Origin of the sequence: Alkaliflexus imshenetskii DSM 15055 (assembly GCF_000517065.1) — a bacterium.
GTDB lineage: Bacteria > Bacteroidota > Bacteroidia > Bacteroidales > Marinilabiliaceae > Alkaliflexus > Alkaliflexus imshenetskii.
Map to the genome: position 1 here is coordinate 169,076 of NZ_KI912105.1, position 18,953 is coordinate 188,028.

Here is an 18,953-nt window from a genome sequence, read left to right on the forward strand (position 1 = left end):
CACTTCCTACAATGATGTCGACCACTGTGGCAGGAAGCGTTTCACCACTTGATGGCACCAATACGGCATCAATCACATGCACCACGCCATTTTCTGCTTCGAGGTCGGCTACTGTTACTTTGGCATCGTTGATGAATACGCCATCGTCGTTGATGGTAACTTTCACTTTGAAATCGGTAAGCAGCGTAGCAATCTGCTGACCATTGCTCAAATCGGTGGATTTGGCCTTGGCGCCAACCACATGGTAGAGCAGAATGTTGGTCAGGTCGCCGGTTGGGTCGGCAAGCAACGTGGCTAGCAGACCTTCGGGAAGTGCATCAAATGCAGCATTCGTGGGCGCAAACACGGTGAATGGACCTTCGCCCTGAAGGGCACTCACCAATCCGGCTTCGGTTACTGCCGTAGCAAGTGTGGTGTGGTCGGCACTCCCTACAATGATGTCAACCACTGTGGCTGGAAGCGTTTCACCACTTGATGGCACCAATACGGCATCAATCACATGTACCACGCCATTTTCTGCTTCTAGGTCGGCGACTGTTACGTGGGCATCGTTGATGAATACGCCATCGTCGTTGATGGTAACTTTTACTTTGAAATCGGTAAGCAGCGTAGCAATCTGCTGTCCGTTACTCAAATCGGTGGATTTGGCCTTCGCGCCAACCACGTGGTAGAGCAGAATGTTGGTCAGGTCGCCGGTTGGGTCGGCAAGCAGCGTGGCTAGCAGACCTTCGGGAAGTGCATCAAATGCAGCATTCGTGGGCGCAAACACGGTGAAAGGACCTTCGCCCTGAAGGGCACTCACCAATCCGGCTTCGGTTACTGCCGTAGCAAGTGTGGTGTGGTCGGCACTTCCTACAATGATGTCGACCACTGTAGCTGGATGTTCAGCATAAGATAAATGTGCTGAGAAAACAAGTAGAGAAACTGTATAGACCAGTTTCAGCCATTTTTGTTTGTAAAACAAGTCAAAATGTTTCATAGCTTATTAGTTTAATGGTGATTAACATGTCTATAACATTTCAACTGTTTTTTTGTTTAATCTTTTTTCATTTTTCTTAAACAAAAACGCTGTAACCCTTAAATTTACTGAAAAAAAAATTGTAACTTTTTTCAAAAAAATGAGTATCGAACATATCAAATTCTAACTTGTTCAATAGATTATAATCCTCTGGTTGATAAAAAATGCTATTTTTGTCAACCATCTTAAATTATCTCTATGTTAAAGAATCATGGCGCAAAAACAGCCATAACTTTTGGTAACGACCAGATTAGTTATGGCAATATGTTTGGGAAAATCGAAAAATTCTCAGCCTCATTTGAACTTGGTGACGGCGAACATGCTGTAATCTATTCGGAAAACCGGCCAGGCTGGTTCTACGCTTTTTATTCCATCTGGTATAAAAAGGGGGTAGCAATACCCATTGATTTTATGGCCACCATTTCAGAAGTGGCATACATTCTGAAAGATTCCACGCCATCAGTAGTGATTGTTTCTGCTGACAAGAAAGCAGATATGGAGGCCGCAATATCAGAAGCAGGCATCCTCACACAGATAGTTGTTATTGATGAATTAGATAGTTTTGAGCCAGAACTTACATCTTCAAATGGGTTTCCAAATCCTGAACCAAACAATACTGCTGTTATCATATATACGTCAGGAACCACTGGTTCACCTAAAGGTGTAATGCTAACTTATGAGAATCTTCTGGCAAACATCCGCGGTGTGGCAGAATATATGCCGATATATCATCCCAATTCACGCGTAATGGTATTACTGCCATTGCATCACATCTTCCCGCTATTGGGCACGATGATTGCACCGATGTATGTAGGCGGAATGTCTGCAATCAGTCCATCCATGACTTCCGAGGACATTATGAAAACGCTTCAGAACAATAAAATAACGATTCTGATAGGTGTTCCACGTCTGTATGCAGCCATCCGAAAAGGTATTGTAGATAAAATAAATAAGAGTGGCGTTGCCAGGATGCTTTTTGCTCTGGCCAAAAAAGTTGACTCACAAAAATTTTCCAGAAAGATATTTGGCACTGTTCATAAAAAATTTGGTGGTGCCATGGAATACTTAGTATCAGGTGGAGCAGCTCTTGATCCTGAGGTAGGAAATGATTTTAAAACGCTCGGATTTGAAGTACTCGAAGGGTATGGCATGACTGAGCTGGCGCCAATGATTACGTTTACACGCCCCGGCCGCGTGAGAATCGGCTCACCCGGCGAAGCGCTGCCAGGCACACAAATACGCATCGTAGAAGATGAAATCACAGTTACAGGCGCCAACGTGATGAAAGGTTACTATAAACGTCCTGAAGAAACAGCTGAAGTAATTAAAGATGGATGGCTATACACTGGTGATTTGGGATTTCTGGACGAAGAAGGCTATCTCTACATAACCGGCCGGAAAAAAGAGATTATTGTACTCTCAAACGGAAAAAATGTGAATCCGGTTGAATTGGAAGAGAAAATTCTGGCATCTGACCTGGTGAAAGATTGTGGTGTATTTTTCCATGAGGAGCAGATTCAGGCAGTCATCGTTACCGAAGATTCACAAGACGACAACAATGTTATCTATGAAAAAATTCGTGCCGAAGTAATCGAACCCCTTAACATGTCGGTATCCTCATACAAAAGAGTAATGAGCTTCTACCTTACCAGAGAAGAGTTGCCACGAACAAGACTGGGGAAACTTCAGCGATTTAAGCTAAAAGAATACGCACATGCCGAACAAACTGAATCTGTTACCGAAGAAATACCGCAATCAGAGGAGTACAATATGCTCGCCGGTTTCATCAATCTCGAGAAAGGTAAAAAAGTGAAACCGCATCACCATCTTGAATTGGATTTGGGGATGGACTCTCTGGACCGTGTCGGATTACAGGTATATATCCATCAGAATTTCGGCATCGACATTGAAGCTGCTGAATTAAGTAATTTCGGTTCTGTGGCAAAACTTGCGGAATACGTAGCTGAGAAGAAAACCAAAATGGAGGATGGAATCATTAACTGGACCGAAATCCTACGTGAAAAAGTTCATTTTAAACTGCCTGTATCCTGGTATCCTACATCCATCATGATGCGTCTCTCAAAATTTTTCTTCAAAATATATTTTAGATACAGAAGTAAAGGTGAAGATAATATTCCTGAAGGCCCCTGCATTATTGCACCGAACCACCAGAGTTATTTTGATGGGCTATTTGTATCATCCCTGTTAAGAACACGTCAAATTAGAAAAACCTATTTCTATGCCAAAGCTCAGCATGTGAAACTGCCCTTCTTAAAGTTTCTGGCACAACGTAACAATGTGATTGTTGTGGATTTAAACAGAAACCTAAAAGAATCAATTCAGAAGCTCGCCGAAGTATTGAAGAATCAGAAGAACATTATCATTTTTCCTGAAGGAACACGCAGCTTAACAGGCGATTTGGGGCAGTTTAAAAAAACCTTTGCCATTTTAAGCAGAGAACTCAACATCCCCGTTGTGCCTGTTTCTATCAAAGGTGCCATTAATGCACTGCCCAAAGGCAGCATTTTTCCGCGACCATGGAAGAAAATTGAAGTGGAATTCCTTCAGCCTGTGTATCCTGAAGGAAATAGTTATGAACATATTGCCGATACAGTAAGAAATAGAATTATCAACAACATAGAAGGGGGCTATTAAGCCCCCTCTTTTTTTTTATCAAATTGCGATAAAGAAGCTCTATAACCTTGAGAATAATATAAATACTATTGAGGCTATAACAAAATATCCCACATCAATTGCAGCCAATGTTTTAAAACGCCTCCAATCAGCAATCTGAAACTTCATCATTGACTTTGTCCATGCTGAAAAGGCAACTACAATAGCTACCGGCACCCAAATACTGAAGGGAGCTACTAAGAAATAGAGCAAACCAAAAATTGCGGTGGAGATAAACTGAAAAACCATTTCATAAGGAAAACGCGGCTTGCAGGTGCATTTTTCATCGATGCTTAAGTTCGCACCGCACAGGCAAATGTAATTCAACGCTTTTAACCAGTATTTCCCAAATAATACGGTATACCACAACGCACCTATTGCGTAAACTACGATAACTGCTATTGCATACCAAAGCCATGACACATGGGAAAACAACCGACATAATTCTGCATACGATTCCATATCTGTAGATTTAATTAACAATAGAGAAACTTAAAACTAATTTTTTAATTAAGCAATAAGCCTGATAGTCCATCAGATAAACCACGCCACTCATCTGATGCTACGCCCTGCCTATCTGTTTTCTCCACATCGCTTTTTTAACAAAAAAACATTATTACGCTTTCCCATTATAAAAAGTAACTCTATTTTTGTGGCAAATCCGCAAAAACTCAAAAGAATGACAGGCACTCTGGTCAATGTTGCTGCCATAATAGTTGGCGGCTCCATCGGGATTATTTTCAGAAAAAAACTACCGCAAAAAACCATCGATGTTGTTTTTCAGGGCATCGGATTGGTTACATTTGCCATAGGTATTTCAATGTTTCTGAAAAGCCAATGGCTGATTGTCGTTGTTTTATCTATTCTGGTCGGAGGCATAACTGGCGGATTACTACAGCTAAACACACGCATACAACAATCATCTAATCGTTTTCGCGAGAAATTTAAAGGCACCGGAGAGAATTTCGCCGAAGGTGTAACAACCTCATTTCTCCTGTTTTGCATGGGGGCAATGACCATCTTAGGCGCCATCGACGAAGGACTTGGTAACGGTTCTGAACTGCTTTTCACCAAATCACTAATGGATGGTTTTGCCTCAGTAGCGCTCGCTGCCGCCCTTGGCATAGGCGTAATCTTCTCCATTGTTCCCCTGTTCATATACCAAGGAAGCTTAACGCTTTTGGCCATTTATCTTGGTAGTTTTTTTGATACGGCCATAATTAATGAGTTGTCGGCCACTGGCGGTGTTTTGCTTTGCGGATTAGGTCTCAACATATTAAATGTTACAAAAATTAAGGTCATGGACCTACTTCCTGCAATCATCTATGCCCTGATTTTTGCTTACATTTACAGCAAATTCATCTAATTAAAACGGAAAACATTGGAGCAGTCAATACAAGATAGATTATCTATACTTTTTGAGAATTGGTCGGGAGAACCGGTGGTTACCATATCCGAATTACCCCCATCAGGCTCTTACCGTGTCTATTGCAGGATAACCGGTGAAACCACCAATGTGCTCGGCGCATACAATCTCGATATAAAAGAGAACAGGGCATTTATCGAATTCAGTCGTTTTTTCAAGTCCCGTGGCCTTAAAGTTCCTGAAATCTTTTCGGTTGATGACCACATGCAATGTTATCTTTTAGAGGATTTTGGAAATACCACACTTTTCGATTGGCTTTCAACCACGCGTCATAACGTTGAAATACCCAATGAAATAGCAGAATTTTACAAACGAACCATTGAAAGTTTGATTGATTTTCAGCTGGAAGGCCGGGAGCTGGATTTCTCTGTTTGCTATCCGCGCGACAGCTTCGACAAACAATCGATGATGTGGGATTTGCACTACTTTAAATACTATTTTCTGAAATTAGCCCGCATAAGTTTTGATGAGCAACTGCTTGAAGATGACTTCAACCGCTTTGCCGACTTTCTGTTACAGGCTGATGTTGAATATTTTCTATACCGCGACTTCCAAAGTCGCAACGTGATGATTGCAGATGGCGAACCTGCTTTTATCGACTATCAGGGCGGTAGAAGAGGTGCTTTGCAGTATGATTTGGCGTCGCTGCTCTTTGATGCAAAAGCCGATTTGCCAAATGCGTTTCGCGAACAGATGCTCAACCACTACATACTTAATCTCTCATCAAAAATAAAGGTAGATGAGGCTCAGTTCCGCAAACTGTATAATGGCTATGTACTCATCAGAATCATGCAGGCGATGGGAGCATACGGCTTCAGAGGTTTTTACGAGAAAAAAGAACACTTTTTAAAAAGCATCCCTTTTGCACTGAACAATCTTCGCTATCTGCTTGACAATAACAACATTGACACGAATTTTCCAACATTGGCAAGTGCATTAAGAGAAGTTACCAAGTCAAAGATGCTGCAGCAGATATCTGTAGAGCCGCAACTATCTGTTTCTATAAACAGTTTTTCATATAAACGTGGTATCCCCATCGACTATTCGGGTAATGGTGGCGGATATGTATTTGATTGCCGGGCCATACACAATCCCGGACGATACCAGGAGTATAAAACTAAAACAGGAAAAGACCCTGAAGTGATAGCCTTTTTTGAAAAAGAGGAAGATATGAGTATTTTTCTGCAAAACATCTATGCATTGGTAGACCAGTCTGTTGAGAAATATATTGCACGTGGGTTTAAACATTTGATGGTAAGTTTTGGTTGTACGGGAGGCCAGCACCGTTCGGTGTATTGTGCCGAAAAGCTATCTGCCCATCTAAAAAACAAGTATCAGGTAAACATCAAACTGAAACATGTTGAGCAGGAGATGAAAGGGTAAAAAACACCTGTAAACAACTAACTGAAACAAAACAATGGTCAAAAAGAAATGTGAGTTGGACAAACCCAAAAAACTGAAACCCGAACATAAATTTGAGTGTCGCAGATGTGGCAACACATCCAAAAAGAAAGAGAAACTCTGTAAACCAGATAAACTTGATTTAAAATAGACGTGTAGCATGGGGAATATTCTATCGGTATTGATTGCACTGGTTTTCGTAATGGGCATCGGTGTACCATTACTTTATCCGGTTTTTAAAAAGAAACTGGGTTGGCTGCTTTCCTCAATTCCCCTGCTAATTTTCATTGTTCTGATAGCCGAACTCATACGCCTGCCGGGACGTGAAGCAGCTATTCTGGAATCGTCATGGAGCATGTTTGAGGGGCTCGATTTTTCATTTCGATTGGATGGATTAAGTTTAATTTTTGGATTGCTGATTAGTGGAATTGGTTTTCTGGTGCTTCTTTACGCATCCTATTACATGTCAAAATATGACCGTCAGGGTCACTTTTTCACGTACCTGATGCTCTTCATGGGTGCAATGACGGGCCTGGTGTTTTCAGATAACCTCATCGCACTCTTCATTTTTTGGGAGTTGACCAGTGTGGCGTCGTTTTTTCTCATTGGCTTTGATCACCATCAGGAAAAATCGCGTCAAGCCTCATTGCAAGCACTGCTTATTACAGCATTTGGTGGGCTTAGCCTGTTGTTTGCAGTAATTCTTACAGGTCATATAGCAGGAACGTATCGCATAAGTGAGCTACTCGAACAAAGCATCCATCTGGGGAATCATCCGCATTACTATCTGATTTTAAACATGGTGCTGATTGCTGCTTTCACCAAGTCGGCTCAATTTCCGGTACACTTTTGGCTACCGGGCGCCATGCAGGCTCCAACCCCCGTAAGCGCCTACCTGCACAGCGCCACAATGGTAAACGCCGGTGTATTTTTGTTGCTTAGGCTATACCCGCTTTTGGGAGGTACAATTCTTTGGAAATACGCACTCATCCTCACAGGTGGTATAACCATGTTTCTCGGGGCTTTTTTCTCGATGGGTCAGCGGGACTTTAAGCGAATTCTGGCCTTCACCACCATTAGTGCGCTAGGCACAATGGTCTTACTTATTGGCATTGATACCGGAAGCTCATTAAAAGCAGCACTGGTTTTCTTTATTGTTCACGGGCTTTACAAGGGCGGATTGTTCATGATTGCAGGCATCGTGGATAAAAGCACCGGCACACGAGACATCTACCAACTCTCGGGACTTTATAAATCCATGCCTTACACCACAGCAGCAGCTTTTCTGGCAATCATCTCGATGGCAGGGCTTCCGCCGATGCTCGGCTTTATTGGCAAGGAGCTGATTTATGAAGCCAAGCTTCAACTGCCTGAAATATCATGGATTGTACTGCCTCTTGGTGTGGGCGCAAATATAATGATGGTGGCTGTTTCCATAACGGTTTTTGTAGAACTTTTTCTGCCATCAAAAAAGCATATGGCACAAACGTTGATAAAATATAAGGAGAAAGAGCTCCCGTATTCATTTTTGCTTGGACCTATCGTCTTGGCAATACTGGGACTGGCGCTCGGATTGGCTCCGCATATTTTGGAAAATGCCATTGCCAATGGTCTTTTTTTCATGAGAAGTCACACCACCGATGCCAAACTATCGCTTTGGCACGGCTTTAACGATGTACTTTTGTTAAGCATTTTCACCATTTTGTGCGGGGTATTGGTCTTTGTCATACGTAAACCTGTTACAAAGTTCATATCACGCATCATCAGCCTTCTCGATAGATACCATCTGCCCACCCTTTTTGCCAACATGATAAACTACTATCTATATCTGGCGGCAAAAAACACACGACGCATACAACATGGATACCACAGGTTTTACCTCATCACATTTTTCTTAGTCGCGATTGGCCTAATTGCTTTGCAACTCGTTAGAATCAATACAGTAGAGTTGCTTCCAAGCAGTTTTTCACCCATAAAAACACATGTTGTTTTGCTCCTATTTGTTTCATCGCTTTCGGTGATTTTTGCAGTAGTAGCAAAGACAAGACTTTCAGCCATCCTGGCTATGGGTCTTTTGGGTTACGGAATCGGTATGTTATATCTGTTTTATGGCGCGGTTGACCTAGCCATCACACAGTTTCTGGTGGAAACCATTATAATGGTAATTTTTGTGATGGTAATATACTATCTGCCAAAGTTTGCAGTGATGTCATCAAAATTGTCACGTATTCGCGATGCCATCATTTCGCTTGTTGTTGGCGCATTTGTTACGCTTGTCATCATTGAGTCAGAACTGATAAAACCAGAATCGCCAATCTCCTCTTTCTACGTTGAAAATGCATACATAGAAGCCAAAGGCAGGAATATTATCAACACCATACTCATCGATTTCAGGGCGTTGGATACTTTAGGCGAAATGGTCGTAATTACAATGGCTGCAGCAGGTGTTTTTTCGCTGTTTCGATTCCAGATTAAACGACTCAAGCAAAAGGAAGGTGCCGATAAAAGCGATGGTTCATCAGATATAATATCATAAAACCAATCCAATTGATAATTCACATTAATCATTACAAATGCAAAACATCATACTAGAAAAAATAGCCAGTCTGTTTCTGAAAGCAATGATCATCGTATCGTTCTGGCTGTTGCTTCGTGGGCATGATGAACCCGGAGGTGGTTTCATTGCAGGTATTATCGCTTCCACAGGCTTTATTTTATATGCCATTGTTTATGGTTCGGTAGCCGTTGAAAAAATCCTGAGATGGAACACCCGCAACTGGATGGGCATTGGATTGGGAATAATCTTCATTGCTATAATAATTCCCATTTTCATGGGATACCCGCCATTAACAGGCGTATGGATGCCCACACCATCATTTCTGGATGGTTTTATTCACATTGGCACGCCCATATTGTTCGATATCGGCGTGTACATTGCTGTCATTGGAATTATTTTATCTATACTCATAACAATTATGGAGGTTTTAAAATGGAACTCGTAATTGCAATTTTCATAGGGTTACTGTTCGCATGTGGCGTATATCTCATTCTGCGAAGGAGTATTGTGAAGGTCATTCTGGGCATTTTCGTGCTCAGCAATGCCACCAACCTTATAATTTTTTTAGCTGGCGGCATCAGATCGGAACAAATACCTTTCATCGCTGAAGGAGAACAAACACTAGACCCTGCATTAATAAACGATCCCGTAGCGCAGGTACTCGTTTTAAAAGCCATCGTAATAGGACTCGGTATTGCGGCTTATATCCTGGCATTAAAATACAGATATTTCCAGGTTACCGGTACCCACGATCTTGATCTACTCAAAAACACCGACCAAAGATGAGTTTATTCGCACTGTTACTTTTACCTTTTGCGTATATAATTCTTGCTTTACTCATTAAAAAAGCATCGATTAAGAAGCGACTGGCCATTTTGTTTGCCACTGCAAACTTTTTGTGGGCACTGGCACTAATACCGCTAGTACAATTTAAGGAGATGATTGTGGTTCAAACAGGCGGATGGCAAGCGCCTTATGGAATAACGCTGGTAGCAGATAAACTGAGTGTTTTTATGCTGGTTATGGTAGCCATCATTTTTTTGGTTACCACCATATATGCAACGCAGGCAGTAGATAAAGAGCGACGAAAAAGCGGACACTACTTTTTTTCTTTTGGTATTCTGATGGGTGTGAATGGCAGTTTGATTGCCGGAGATGTATTCAACCTATACGTTTGGTATGAGGTTATGCTGATGTCCTCATTTATTCTCATAAGCCTTGGTGGTGAGAAAGCCCAAATGGAAGGCTCAATTAAATACCTGATTCTCAACCTTATTTCCGCCTTGTTCTTTGTTTCCGGCGTGGGGCTGCTTTATGGTAATCTGGGTTCGCTTAATATGGCGGATTTATCAAGAATTATTGCCAACCAACCTGAATTACTTCCCCAACTCAACCCGGCACTTATTCTTATGTTTGTAAGTTTTGCCATCAAAGGCGCTCTGGTTCCGTTCTTTTTCTGGCTTCCGGCTTCGTACCACACACCTCCACCGGCCGTTACGGCTCTGTTTGCAGGACTTTTAACCAAGGTTGGAATATACTCGCTTATACGTTTTTATACGCTATTTTTATATCATGATGCCCCTTTCTGGAACCAACTTATACTTATCATGGGCTCACTGTCGATGATTATAGGTGTATTTGCCGCCTCTTCGCAATACGATTTCAGAAAGATACTCTCATTCCATATCATTAGCCAGGTGGGATATGCCGTTATTGCACTGGGATTTTATTCGGTTGCAGGGATTGCTGCGGCCATATTCTTTCTGGGCCACAACATGCTATCCAAAACAAACGCCTTTTTGGTGGCCGGTTGGATTAAACATCATAAAGGCACACTCAATCTAAAAACACTCGGTGAAGTTTATAAAGAGAGTACCATCTGGGGAGTATTGTTCTTTATCTCAGCATTTAGTCTGGCCGGACTCCCTCCTTTAAGCGGTTTTGTAGGAAAATATCTTATTATTAAGGCTGGCATCGAAGCCAATCAGCTAACCGTTACGTTAATAGCACTTTTTGTAGGGCTGTTCACGCTTTTCAGCATGGTTAAAATCTGGCTGGAGGTATTCTGGAAAAACAAACCTCGCGATAAAGTGGTTAAAGCGCCCCTGCCTCCGCCCAAAGACCACTGGATGCTGACAACCTCCGTGGTTATGGCAATCTTAATTGTAGCGATGGGCGTTTGGGCGCAGCCTATTATCAACTTTTGCGAAGCAGCCGCATTTGACCTTATGAATCCTGATAAATACATTGAATTTGTTCTGGGAAAGTCCTGATGTGACATTTAAAAGCACAACACACCATGAAATTGTATTATCTCACATACCTCTTTTTCTATTTCGGCCTTAAGATTATGCAATCAGGCTGGATGGTTGCATGGCAGGTTATAAAAGGATCAGACGGAAACAATGGTACAGTGATTGAATACCACACCCGCATCAAACGTTCCTGGCTTCTGGTTTTGTTCTTTAACTTGATAAGTATGACACCTGGTGCCCTCTCTCTGGATTTAATAAACGACGATTCCGTTATCGAGGTTCACCTGCTGGATGCGAAGGAAAAAGAGAACTTTCTTAAAATTGTTGCCAAAATAGAGTCCCTAATCCTAAAAGCTGCTTAATACAAAGAATATGGAACCATCTAAATTTTTAACAAACGCCTCGAACATAGCCATCTTCATCATGACGGTGAGCCTGCTGTTTCCAATGTTCAGACTATTCAGGGGGCCTTCCCTATCTGATCGTGTGGTGGCTCTGGACCAGATGGAACTCATCATCATGGGGATGATACTTTGTTATGTAATTCGAACACGCAACACAATTTATCTGGATGTTGCCATGATGGGCTCCTTTCTTTTGGCGCTGGGTGCAATGATAATTACCCGTTATCTCTTTAAACGAAAAATTAAAAATGATTGAATATATAACAGGAATAATTGTTTTACTAAGTGCTTTGGTCGTTTTAATTTCTTCCATTGGCATCCTTAGTTTCAAAAATCTTTATGCCCGCATGCATGTGGTCACAAAAGTTTCCTCATTTGCCATATTGCTATTGCTAATAGCCATCAATCTGCTGTTTTTAAAAATTTCAGTAGTCATTCAAACACTTATCATCTTTCACGTATTGATATTTCTCTCACCGGTTGCTGCTCATGTAATAGCCAAAATATCAAAACTGCTGAAGCAATACGAGGAGGAGCATAAAACACCGCACGAGGAGGAGCAACGATGATCAATGCAATGATTTTTGCCGCCGGTCTGGGTACACGCCTACATCCCTACACAGCCAATTGCCCAAAAGCATTGGTAAAAATCGGACAATTCACGCTACTTGAAATTGCCCTGAAAAAAATGCAACGACTTCAGGTTAAGAGAGTGGTTGTAAATGTGCATCATCATGCCGGGCAGATTATTGACTTCCTAAAAAAGCACCAAAGCAGAAGCTTTGAAATAGTTGTTTCAGATGAGACCGACCAACTTCTTGATACCGGGGGTGGGCTTCGGAAGGCTGCTTCTCTTTTCACTGAAAAACTGCCAATTCTCATATATAACGCCGATGTGTTAACTTCTGCAAACCTCAATCAATTGTTGCAAATGCATGAAAATGAAAAAAACATGGCAACACTAATGGTGCAGAATCGGAATGCTTCAAGATTTTTGCTTTTCGACGACAATAATGAACTTTGTGGATGGCAGAATCCCAAAACCGGCGAAGAGAAATGGGTGACTCATGAGCAGGACAATATTATTAAGCTTGGCTTCAACGGCATACAGATAGTAGATTATACGATTCTGGATCTCATACAGCAAACCGGAGCTTTTCCAATTATACCAGAATATCTTAGAATTGCGGCAAAGCACCGCATAGCGGCATGGCAAAACTGGCAAGGCAGTTGGTTCGATATCGGTACGCCCGATAAGCTGAAAACGGCCGAAAACTACTTCCTTAGCTGTTCTCCAGATGAAAGAGACAACTTCTTTTAAGCAAAAAGAGGGAGCTCCATCGGAACCCCCTCTTTTTTTTGCTCTCCAAAATTATTCGGCAGCCTCTTCGATGTTTTCAGCAACTTCTTCAGCAATCTCTTCTGCTTCATCTGCAACTTCAACAAGGGCTTCTTCAGCTTCATATTCAACTACTACTTCTTCCTGTTGAGCTTTGGGTGCACTGTTTCCGGCACAACCGGCAAACATCATGGCGATAACGCCAAAAACTAATACTACTTTTTTCATTTTCTGTTTGTTTTGTTTAGTTATTATTGATTAATCATTGGGGTGTTGAGACGCCAATAATGCCGCAAAAGTAATAATTGATTTTACTTGTTCAACGCCTAAAGCCTTATCAACTAAAAAAAAAATTAGACGCATTACTCCAAACTACAACATCACAAACAAAATACACACTAATACGCTTGACTACAGGACTATACAAGTAAGGCAACAAAAAAAAATCTTTGTAAAAAAAAACAAAAAAATATTATTGAGCAGGTTTAAACAGCCCAAGATCATCTATACTAAAATTAGAGATGTACTCAGCGCGTGCACGGTTTTCGGCACGTCCCATCTTTATGTACACATCGGTTGACAGACGAAACGAATCATTACGTTCAGTATCAAGCAATAGCAGATATCCCATTATGATGTGACCAGCCATTTCAACCATGCGTCGGGCATGAAAATCGATGTATTCATTGTCTTTAACCTCCACAACCTGACGAACAGCCTTTTCATACTCCTCAGTCATACCAATAAGTGTACGTCGATACCCGTGTAATTCAGGTTTTAAAGTCATGGCCTCAAACTCGCGGATGCGCTCCAGATAGGCTCCGGTGGTTACTCCTCGAATCGCTGCCACCACCTGCAATTGCGTGGTACCTTCGTAAATAGTTGTGATACGGGCATCTCGGTATATTCTTTCGATAGGATAATCTTTCATAAAACCACTACCGCCATGAATTTGCAATGAATCATAAGCCAATTGATTGCAGTACTCACTCGTCATACCTTTCAAAAGCGGGGTAAAAAAGTCAGCCAGACGCTGGTAATATTTCATATCGCTGCGCTCTTCCTTGGTAAGCTGACGTGTTTCGCTAATATGCATATAGCTTTTATAGATATCGACGTAGCGTGCTGTTTCGTATAGTAGCGTGCGACTTGCATCCAAACGCGCCTTCATTGAAGCAACCATTTCATATACAGCAGGAAACTCGATAATAGCCTTTCCAAACTGCTTACGTTCATCGGCATAAGCAATGGCCTCTCTGTAGGCAGCTTCAGAAACACCAACCGACTGAGCACCAATGCCAAGACGGGCGCCATTCATAAGCGCCATAACGTACTTAATAAGTCCCATCTTCCGATCGCCAACCAACTCTGCTGGTGCATCTTTAAAAACCAGTTCACAAGTGGGCGATCCCTTTATACCCATCTTATTTTCAATTCGACGAATGGTAACAGCCTTGTTATTGCGGTCATAAATAAACATGGAGAGTCCACGGCCGTCGCTTGTTCCAGCTTCACTTCTGGCCAGCACCAGCGACACATGTCCGTCTCCATTGGTAATGAAGCGCTTCACGCCGTTTAGGTACCACTTACCGTCTTTCTCGTTAAGCGTTGCTTTAAGCTGCACAGCCTGAAGATCTGAGCCGGCATCCGGTTCAGTTAGATCCATCGCTGCCGTTTCGCCATTTGATATACGTGGCAAAAAGCGCGACTTCTGATCTTCTGATGCAAATTCATTAATAGTTTCAGCACAATCCTGCAAACCCCAGATGTTTACAAATCCGGCATCGGCACGCGACACGATGTCAGCGGCCATAATATAAGGTACGATAGGAAAATTAAGGCCTTCGTATTTTCGAGGCAGGGTGATTCCCATCAATCCGGCTTTCACCAAAGCGTCGAGGTTTTCCTGTGTGCCACGGGCATATATTACCTCATTATTCACAATTTTTGGACCTTCGGCATCCACGCTTTCAGCGTTGGGAGCCACAATATCCCCGCATATTTCGCCTACAATTTCAAGTACTTTCTCGTAACTGTCCATCGCATCTTCAAAATCCATCGGGGCATAATCAAACTTATCCTTGTCGGCAAAGCCTTGCTCCTTGAGCGTTACAATTTTCTGCATCAAGGGGTGTTGCAGATGAAAAAGTAAATCTGGGTTATCTGTGAAAAAATTAGCCATTTTTTTTATTGTTGGGGATTGATTGAACCAATCCGTTATACAACATCTGTTTTACCGAACAACTTTCTATTTGCTGTTCTTTTTATAATATTTGATCATCTTAGGAATGATCTCCATCACATCACCGGTAATTACATAATCGGCAATTTTATTGATGGGAGCGCCCGGGTCATTGTTAATGGCTATTACCATCGAAGACTCTTCCATCCCGGCAGTATGCTGAATTTGCCCTGAGATTCCGCAAGCTATGTAAAGTTTTGGGCGCACAGTAATACCGGTTTGTCCAACCTGTCGGTCGTGGTCGGCATATCCGGCATCTACAGCTGCACGTGAAGCACCAACCTCTGCGCCAATCACTTCAGCCAAATCATACAGCACCTGGAAGTTCTCTTTTGAACCCATGCCATATCCGCCCGATACTATTATAGATGAATTTTTAATGTTTACGCGGCTTTTTTCCATGTGGCGTTCAATCACCTTCACCACCAGATGTTCATCCTTAAGATATGCGTTTACATCGATTAAACGGACAACACCTTTATAGTTTGGGTCGTATATCTCTTTCTTCATCACGCCCTCACGAACAGTGGCCATCTGCGGACGACAGTCGGGGTTTATAATGGTTGCAACAATATTTCCACCAAAAGCGGGACGAATTTGATAGAGAAGATTTTTGTAAACCTTACCTGCCTTTTTATCCTCGTGATCGCCAATTTCGAGCGCAGTACAGTCGGCAGTTAGTCCGCTCACCAATGCTGACGACACGCGGGGACCTAAATCACGCCCCATTGTGGTAGCACCCAAAAGCCCTATCTGAGGTTTTAACTCCCCGAAAACGCCATTCACTATGGCAGCATGTGGCAGTGTTGTATATGGGTCGAGTCGGGGGTCATCACCAATATGCACCACATCGGCACCAAATGGGAAGATTTGTGTCTCAACACCTTTAAGTTTGTGGCCCAACACAATAGCTTCCAGCTTACAGTTGAGCGTATTGGCGAGGGTGCGGCCTTTAGTGAGCAATTCAAGACTCACATCAGCCACTTTGCCTTCATCCATTTCACATATAACAAATACGTTGTTCATGAGTATTCTATTTCTTTATCCGGTTTTGTCCTGTTTCTGAAGCCTCACTATCTAAATAATGTGAAGATTATATTTGGTTTTACCGGTTACGTTAATTGAAAAAATATTAGGATCAATCTCAGGTTCCTAACCAATTGTATGGTTAACTATCAGTTCCTTAATTAACTCTTCAATATCTTTATCGGATGAAGTCAATACTTTCGATTCTTTGGCTTGAAAAACTACATTCTCAATGGTTTTTACTTTGGTAGGAGAGCCTGATAGTCCTAACCACTTCGAGTCTGTTTCCACATCGTTTACGCTCCATTCCTGAATGTTCAGATATGGCCTGTCTGCCGACATATCGATGTAATCTTCTGCCTGAGTTTGACGTTCAGACATGGTGCGTGCGTGCTTATATTTCATCAGAAGCTTGGCAGCACGTGGGCGACAAGGCGCAGCAGAAGAGTTCACGGTTATAACGCATGGAAGCGGTGATTCTACTGTTTCAACGCCTCTTTCTAACCTGCGTTTAATTTGAATCTTCCCTTTTTCAGCTTTAAGAACCTCTTCTGCATAAGTTACCTGTGGCAAATTTAACTTCTCCGCAACCTGAGGCCCCACCTGAGCCGTATCACCATCAATGGCCTGGCGCCCGGCAATAATTAAATCAAAGGACTTTATTTTTCGAATGGCGCATGCAAGTGCATAGGATGTGGCTAGCGTATCAGAACCTGCAAAGGCTCGATCGGTTAACAGATAGCCATCATCGGCTCCGCGAAAAAGTCCTTCACGGATTATATCAGCTGCCCTTCCGGGCCCCATCGTTAAGAGGGTAATGGTTGTACCTTTATACTTTTCTTTCAGGCGAAGCGCTTGCTCCAGAGCATTTAAATCCTCCGGATTGAAAATAGCAGGCAGAGCTGCCCTATTTACCGTACCATCGGCCTTCATCGCATCTTTGCCAACATTACGGGTATCAGGCACCTGTTTCGCAAGAACAATAATTTTTAATCCCATTTTAAAAATTTTAAGTTCGTTTGTTTGTAGAAGACCCACAAATATAGAAAAACTGCCGACTTACACAACCCGATAAATATACTGTTATACAACAATTTATCCATTACACAACAACCTTAACTTAGAAATACACCATATTTAACAAATGCTAAAAACCAAAATCACAAAGAGTTGCATTTCATATTTATTATAAATATTCTTCAAGTTTTAACGAAAACGAGTCGGATTTCAACGATTAATTTAGAATCAAACTAAACAAAAAATACAATCATTTCCCTGTGTTGACACTTACATACTTTAACTAAGCGCATCACAACAAACTAATAAATTCGTTGTTTTACTCAAAATGATTAATGCATCAATATTGGACTTTTAAATGCTTTCAGAGCCTGTCAACTCATTTATTTAAACCTTAATATTATATGTTCGGCATACTTTGTTGTGAAGGGGCTAAAGATGCAAGCAGTTCATCCTATTGACACTACACATTTTGTTGCTGGATTAGCGGACATGTCGATTGATGAACATAATTCATTAGCTGCAACTAAGCATGAATTAGCATCAAAGACGGATGAGAAGAGACTTGATTCTGCCATAGAAAAACTTAGAAGTGGTAATTGCTTCCAGATAGAGCTATTAGACTAATGAAATACACTTTTGCCGATGAGTCTTGGTAAGACTATTGGTTTTGGGAGGAGACCGATATACAAAAGCTACACAACTATGACTTAAACATCGCTTATGAAGACTACACTATTCATATTGTCAATAATAGTCATCTTGACAATTACTTTAGGGATAACCGGTAATGCCCATAAACAGCATGACCAAAAGAGCAATAAAACTATGAATCAGATAAAATTGAGAGATTTAACCCCGGAAGAGAAAAGAGTTATCATTCATAAAGGCACTGAACGTCCTTTTACGGGTGAGTTCTATCTTCACACTGAAACCGGAGTATATGCATGTAAACAGTGTGGCACACATCTATACAGAAGTAAGGATAAATTTGATGCACATTGTGGATGGCCATCTTTTGATGATGAAATTAAAGGGGCTGTTACCCGCGTTCCGGATGCTGACGGCCGCCGCACTGAAATTATCTGTTCTGCTTGCGGTGGACACTTGGGGCACGTATTTGCCGGTGAAGGCTTTACAACGAAAAACATCAGACACTGCGTAAACAGTATTTCACTTATTTTCATCCCTGCAAATGAACTGAAACAGCAAAAGTAGGATAGTCAACTTCTAACGAAGCATTATTTTGAATGTGGCCGAAGGAGCATTGGCTACAGGTGTCAGTCGAATAAGATAAATACCGCGCTTTAACTGAGCAGTTTTTATGCGAACAATAAAAGAGCCATCTGATACATCAGTTCTGGAAATCTCTTTACCGGTTAAATCAAACACCTGTACAGAAAAGTCTTTATCTACCTGATTTTCGATAACAATCTCAGAATTAAAGCCATCTACATACACTGATGGTGCTGGTTGGTTATCATCAAAACCACCAGCCATGCTGTTGCCGGATACAAATCCGATAAAAAGCATAGCCAAAAACATAGAGACTCTTATTTGAAAAGAATGATTCATTCTGATAACTGTTGTATTCT

General features: G+C 41.8%; 19 protein-coding genes. 12 read left to right on the forward strand and 7 right to left on the reverse strand.

Translation table 11 applies throughout. The features are described 5' to 3' along the window. Window positions 1-979 (reverse strand): fasciclin domain-containing protein (locus tag ALKIM_RS17095; protein ID WP_052345172.1); only part of this gene is annotated, 979 nt, incomplete at its 3' end. Window positions 980-1,216: 237 nt separating this feature from the next. On the opposite strand from ALKIM_RS17095, the gene ALKIM_RS0100750 reads away from it, so the two are divergent. Then, entirely contained in the window at window positions 1,217-3,673 is a 2,457-nt protein-coding gene (locus ALKIM_RS0100750; protein WP_026473002.1) for an AMP-binding protein, read from the forward strand. A gap of 39 nt (window positions 3,674-3,712) precedes the next feature. On the opposite strand, the gene ALKIM_RS0100755 is transcribed toward ALKIM_RS0100750, so the two are convergent. After that, window positions 3,713-4,153 (reverse strand): DUF1761 domain-containing protein, encoded by a 441-nt coding sequence (locus ALKIM_RS0100755; RefSeq protein ID WP_026473003.1) that lies wholly within the window; start codon window positions 4,151-4,153, stop codon window positions 3,713-3,715. 217 nt (window positions 4,154-4,370) lie between these two features. Here ALKIM_RS0100755 and ALKIM_RS0100760 point away from each other — a divergent pair, with 217 nt between their 5' ends. The 10 genes from ALKIM_RS0100760 to ALKIM_RS17110 all read left to right on the forward strand — a co-directional run bounded on the left by ALKIM_RS0100760 (window position 4,371) and on the right by ALKIM_RS17110 (window position 13,055). After that, window positions 4,371-5,057, forward strand: a complete 687-nt coding sequence (locus ALKIM_RS0100760) for a DUF554 domain-containing protein (protein WP_026473004.1) — start codon at window positions 4,371-4,373, stop codon at window positions 5,055-5,057. A 15-nt stretch (window positions 5,058-5,072) separates the two neighbouring features. After that, window positions 5,073-6,500: a RapZ C-terminal domain-containing protein gene (locus ALKIM_RS0100765; RefSeq protein WP_026473005.1), complete on the forward strand. Its 1,428-nt coding sequence runs from the start codon at window positions 5,073-5,075 to the stop codon at window positions 6,498-6,500. Window positions 6,501-6,678: 178 nt separating this feature from the next. Continuing rightward, complete coding sequence (gene mbhE / locus ALKIM_RS17100; RefSeq protein WP_052345175.1) at window positions 6,679-9,054, forward strand: hydrogen gas-evolving membrane-bound hydrogenase subunit E; 2,376 nt, start codon at window positions 6,679-6,681, stop codon at window positions 9,052-9,054. A 37-nt stretch (window positions 9,055-9,091) separates the two neighbouring features. Then, a complete protein-coding gene (locus tag ALKIM_RS0100775) occupies window positions 9,092-9,520 on the forward strand; it encodes an MnhB domain-containing protein (protein ID WP_026473006.1) in 429 nt (142 codons plus the stop codon). After that, window positions 9,508-9,861: a sodium:proton antiporter gene (locus tag ALKIM_RS0100780; protein WP_026473007.1), complete on the forward strand. Its 354-nt coding sequence runs from the start codon at window positions 9,508-9,510 to the stop codon at window positions 9,859-9,861. Before ALKIM_RS0100775 ends, ALKIM_RS0100780 begins: the two co-directional genes overlap by 13 nt. After that, a complete protein-coding gene (locus ALKIM_RS0100785) occupies window positions 9,858-11,348 on the forward strand; it encodes a proton-conducting transporter transmembrane domain-containing protein (RefSeq protein WP_026473008.1) in 1,491 nt (496 codons plus the stop codon). The genes ALKIM_RS0100780 and ALKIM_RS0100785 overlap by 4 nt, the downstream gene beginning before the upstream one ends. Window positions 11,349-11,374: 26 nt before the next feature. Next, window positions 11,375-11,692 (forward strand): Na+/H+ antiporter subunit E, encoded by a 318-nt coding sequence (locus ALKIM_RS0100790; protein ID WP_026473009.1) that lies wholly within the window; start codon window positions 11,375-11,377, stop codon window positions 11,690-11,692. Window positions 11,693-11,702: 10 nt separating this feature from the next. Further along, window positions 11,703-11,990, forward strand: a complete 288-nt coding sequence (locus ALKIM_RS0100795) for a monovalent cation/H+ antiporter complex subunit F (RefSeq protein WP_026473010.1) — start codon at window positions 11,703-11,705, stop codon at window positions 11,988-11,990. Next, window positions 11,983-12,303 carry a cation:proton antiporter gene (locus ALKIM_RS17105; protein ID WP_044117657.1) on the forward strand — a complete coding sequence of 107 codons (321 nt, stop codon included), beginning with the start codon at window positions 11,983-11,985 and terminating at the stop codon, window positions 12,301-12,303. The genes ALKIM_RS0100795 and ALKIM_RS17105 overlap by 8 nt, the downstream gene beginning before the upstream one ends. Window positions 12,304-12,311: 8 nt before the next feature. Beyond that, a complete protein-coding gene (locus tag ALKIM_RS17110) occupies window positions 12,312-13,055 on the forward strand; it encodes a sugar phosphate nucleotidyltransferase (protein ID WP_162148778.1) in 744 nt (247 codons plus the stop codon). Between the two features lie 51 nt (window positions 13,056-13,106). Here the strand turns inward: ALKIM_RS17110 and ALKIM_RS0100810 are convergent, their stop codons facing one another. The 4 genes from ALKIM_RS0100810 to ALKIM_RS0100825 all read right to left on the reverse strand — a co-directional run bounded on the left by ALKIM_RS0100810 (window position 13,107) and on the right by ALKIM_RS0100825 (window position 17,340). Next, window positions 13,107-13,301 carry a hypothetical protein gene (locus ALKIM_RS0100810; protein ID WP_026473011.1) on the reverse strand — a complete coding sequence of 65 codons (195 nt, stop codon included), beginning with the start codon at window positions 13,299-13,301 and terminating at the stop codon, window positions 13,107-13,109. 244 nt (window positions 13,302-13,545) lie between these two features. Then, entirely contained in the window at window positions 13,546-15,198 is a 1,653-nt protein-coding gene (locus tag ALKIM_RS0100815; protein WP_235714350.1) for an acyl-CoA dehydrogenase family protein, read from the reverse strand. Window positions 15,199-15,321: 123 nt separating this feature from the next. Then, entirely contained in the window at window positions 15,322-16,341 is a 1,020-nt protein-coding gene (locus tag ALKIM_RS0100820; RefSeq protein WP_026473013.1) for an electron transfer flavoprotein subunit alpha/FixB family protein, read from the reverse strand. A gap of 126 nt (window positions 16,342-16,467) precedes the next feature. Further along, window positions 16,468-17,340, reverse strand: a complete 873-nt coding sequence (locus ALKIM_RS0100825) for an electron transfer flavoprotein subunit beta/FixA family protein (RefSeq protein ID WP_026473014.1) — start codon at window positions 17,338-17,340, stop codon at window positions 16,468-16,470. Between the two features lie 846 nt (window positions 17,341-18,186). On the opposite strand from ALKIM_RS0100825, the gene ALKIM_RS0100835 reads away from it, so the two are divergent. Beyond that, window positions 18,187-18,576, forward strand: a complete 390-nt coding sequence (locus tag ALKIM_RS0100835) for a methionine-R-sulfoxide reductase (RefSeq protein ID WP_052345629.1) — start codon at window positions 18,187-18,189, stop codon at window positions 18,574-18,576. A 12-nt stretch (window positions 18,577-18,588) separates the two neighbouring features. Here ALKIM_RS0100835 and ALKIM_RS0100840 read toward each other — a convergent pair whose 3' ends face one another. After that, window positions 18,589-18,933, reverse strand: coding sequence for a T9SS type A sorting domain-containing protein (locus tag ALKIM_RS0100840; RefSeq protein WP_157363680.1), 345 nt, complete (start codon window positions 18,931-18,933; stop codon window positions 18,589-18,591). Window positions 18,934-18,953: the final 20 nt, after the last annotated feature.

Bases quoted from the DNA above. Each gene is read 5' to 3' on its own strand.
- ALKIM_RS0100750 (WP_026473002.1), top strand. From the start codon at position 1,217: ATGTTAAAGAATCATGGCGCAAAAACAGCCATAACTTTTGGTAACGAC.
- ALKIM_RS0100755 (WP_026473003.1), bottom strand. From the start codon at position 4,153: ATGGAATCGTATGCAGAATTATGTCGGTTGTTTTCCCATGTGTCATGG.
- ALKIM_RS0100760 (WP_026473004.1), top strand. From the start codon at position 4,371: ATGACAGGCACTCTGGTCAATGTTGCTGCCATAATAGTTGGCGGCTCC.
- mbhE (WP_052345175.1), top strand. From the start codon at position 6,679: ATGGGGAATATTCTATCGGTATTGATTGCACTGGTTTTCGTAATGGGC.
- ALKIM_RS0100775 (WP_026473006.1), top strand. From the start codon at position 9,092: ATGCAAAACATCATACTAGAAAAAATAGCCAGTCTGTTTCTGAAAGCA.
- ALKIM_RS0100780 (WP_026473007.1), top strand. From the start codon at position 9,508: ATGGAACTCGTAATTGCAATTTTCATAGGGTTACTGTTCGCATGTGGC.
- ALKIM_RS0100785 (WP_026473008.1), top strand. From the start codon at position 9,858: ATGAGTTTATTCGCACTGTTACTTTTACCTTTTGCGTATATAATTCTT.
- ALKIM_RS0100790 (WP_026473009.1), top strand. From the start codon at position 11,375: ATGAAATTGTATTATCTCACATACCTCTTTTTCTATTTCGGCCTTAAG.
- ALKIM_RS0100795 (WP_026473010.1), top strand. From the start codon at position 11,703: ATGGAACCATCTAAATTTTTAACAAACGCCTCGAACATAGCCATCTTC.
- ALKIM_RS17105 (WP_044117657.1), top strand. From the start codon at position 11,983: ATGATTGAATATATAACAGGAATAATTGTTTTACTAAGTGCTTTGGTC.
- ALKIM_RS17110 (WP_162148778.1), top strand. From the start codon at position 12,312: ATGATTTTTGCCGCCGGTCTGGGTACACGCCTACATCCCTACACAGCC.
- ALKIM_RS0100810 (WP_026473011.1), bottom strand. From the start codon at position 13,301: ATGAAAAAAGTAGTATTAGTTTTTGGCGTTATCGCCATGATGTTTGCC.
- ALKIM_RS0100815 (WP_235714350.1), bottom strand. From the start codon at position 15,198: ATGCAGAAAATTGTAACGCTCAAGGAGCAAGGCTTTGCCGACAAGGAT.
- ALKIM_RS0100820 (WP_026473013.1), bottom strand. From the start codon at position 16,341: ATGAACAACGTATTTGTTATATGTGAAATGGATGAAGGCAAAGTGGCT.
- ALKIM_RS0100825 (WP_026473014.1), bottom strand. From the start codon at position 17,340: ATGGGATTAAAAATTATTGTTCTTGCGAAACAGGTGCCTGATACCCGT.
- ALKIM_RS0100835 (WP_052345629.1), top strand. From the start codon at position 18,187: ATGAATCAGATAAAATTGAGAGATTTAACCCCGGAAGAGAAAAGAGTT.
- ALKIM_RS0100840 (WP_157363680.1), bottom strand. From the start codon at position 18,933: ATGAATCATTCTTTTCAAATAAGAGTCTCTATGTTTTTGGCTATGCTT.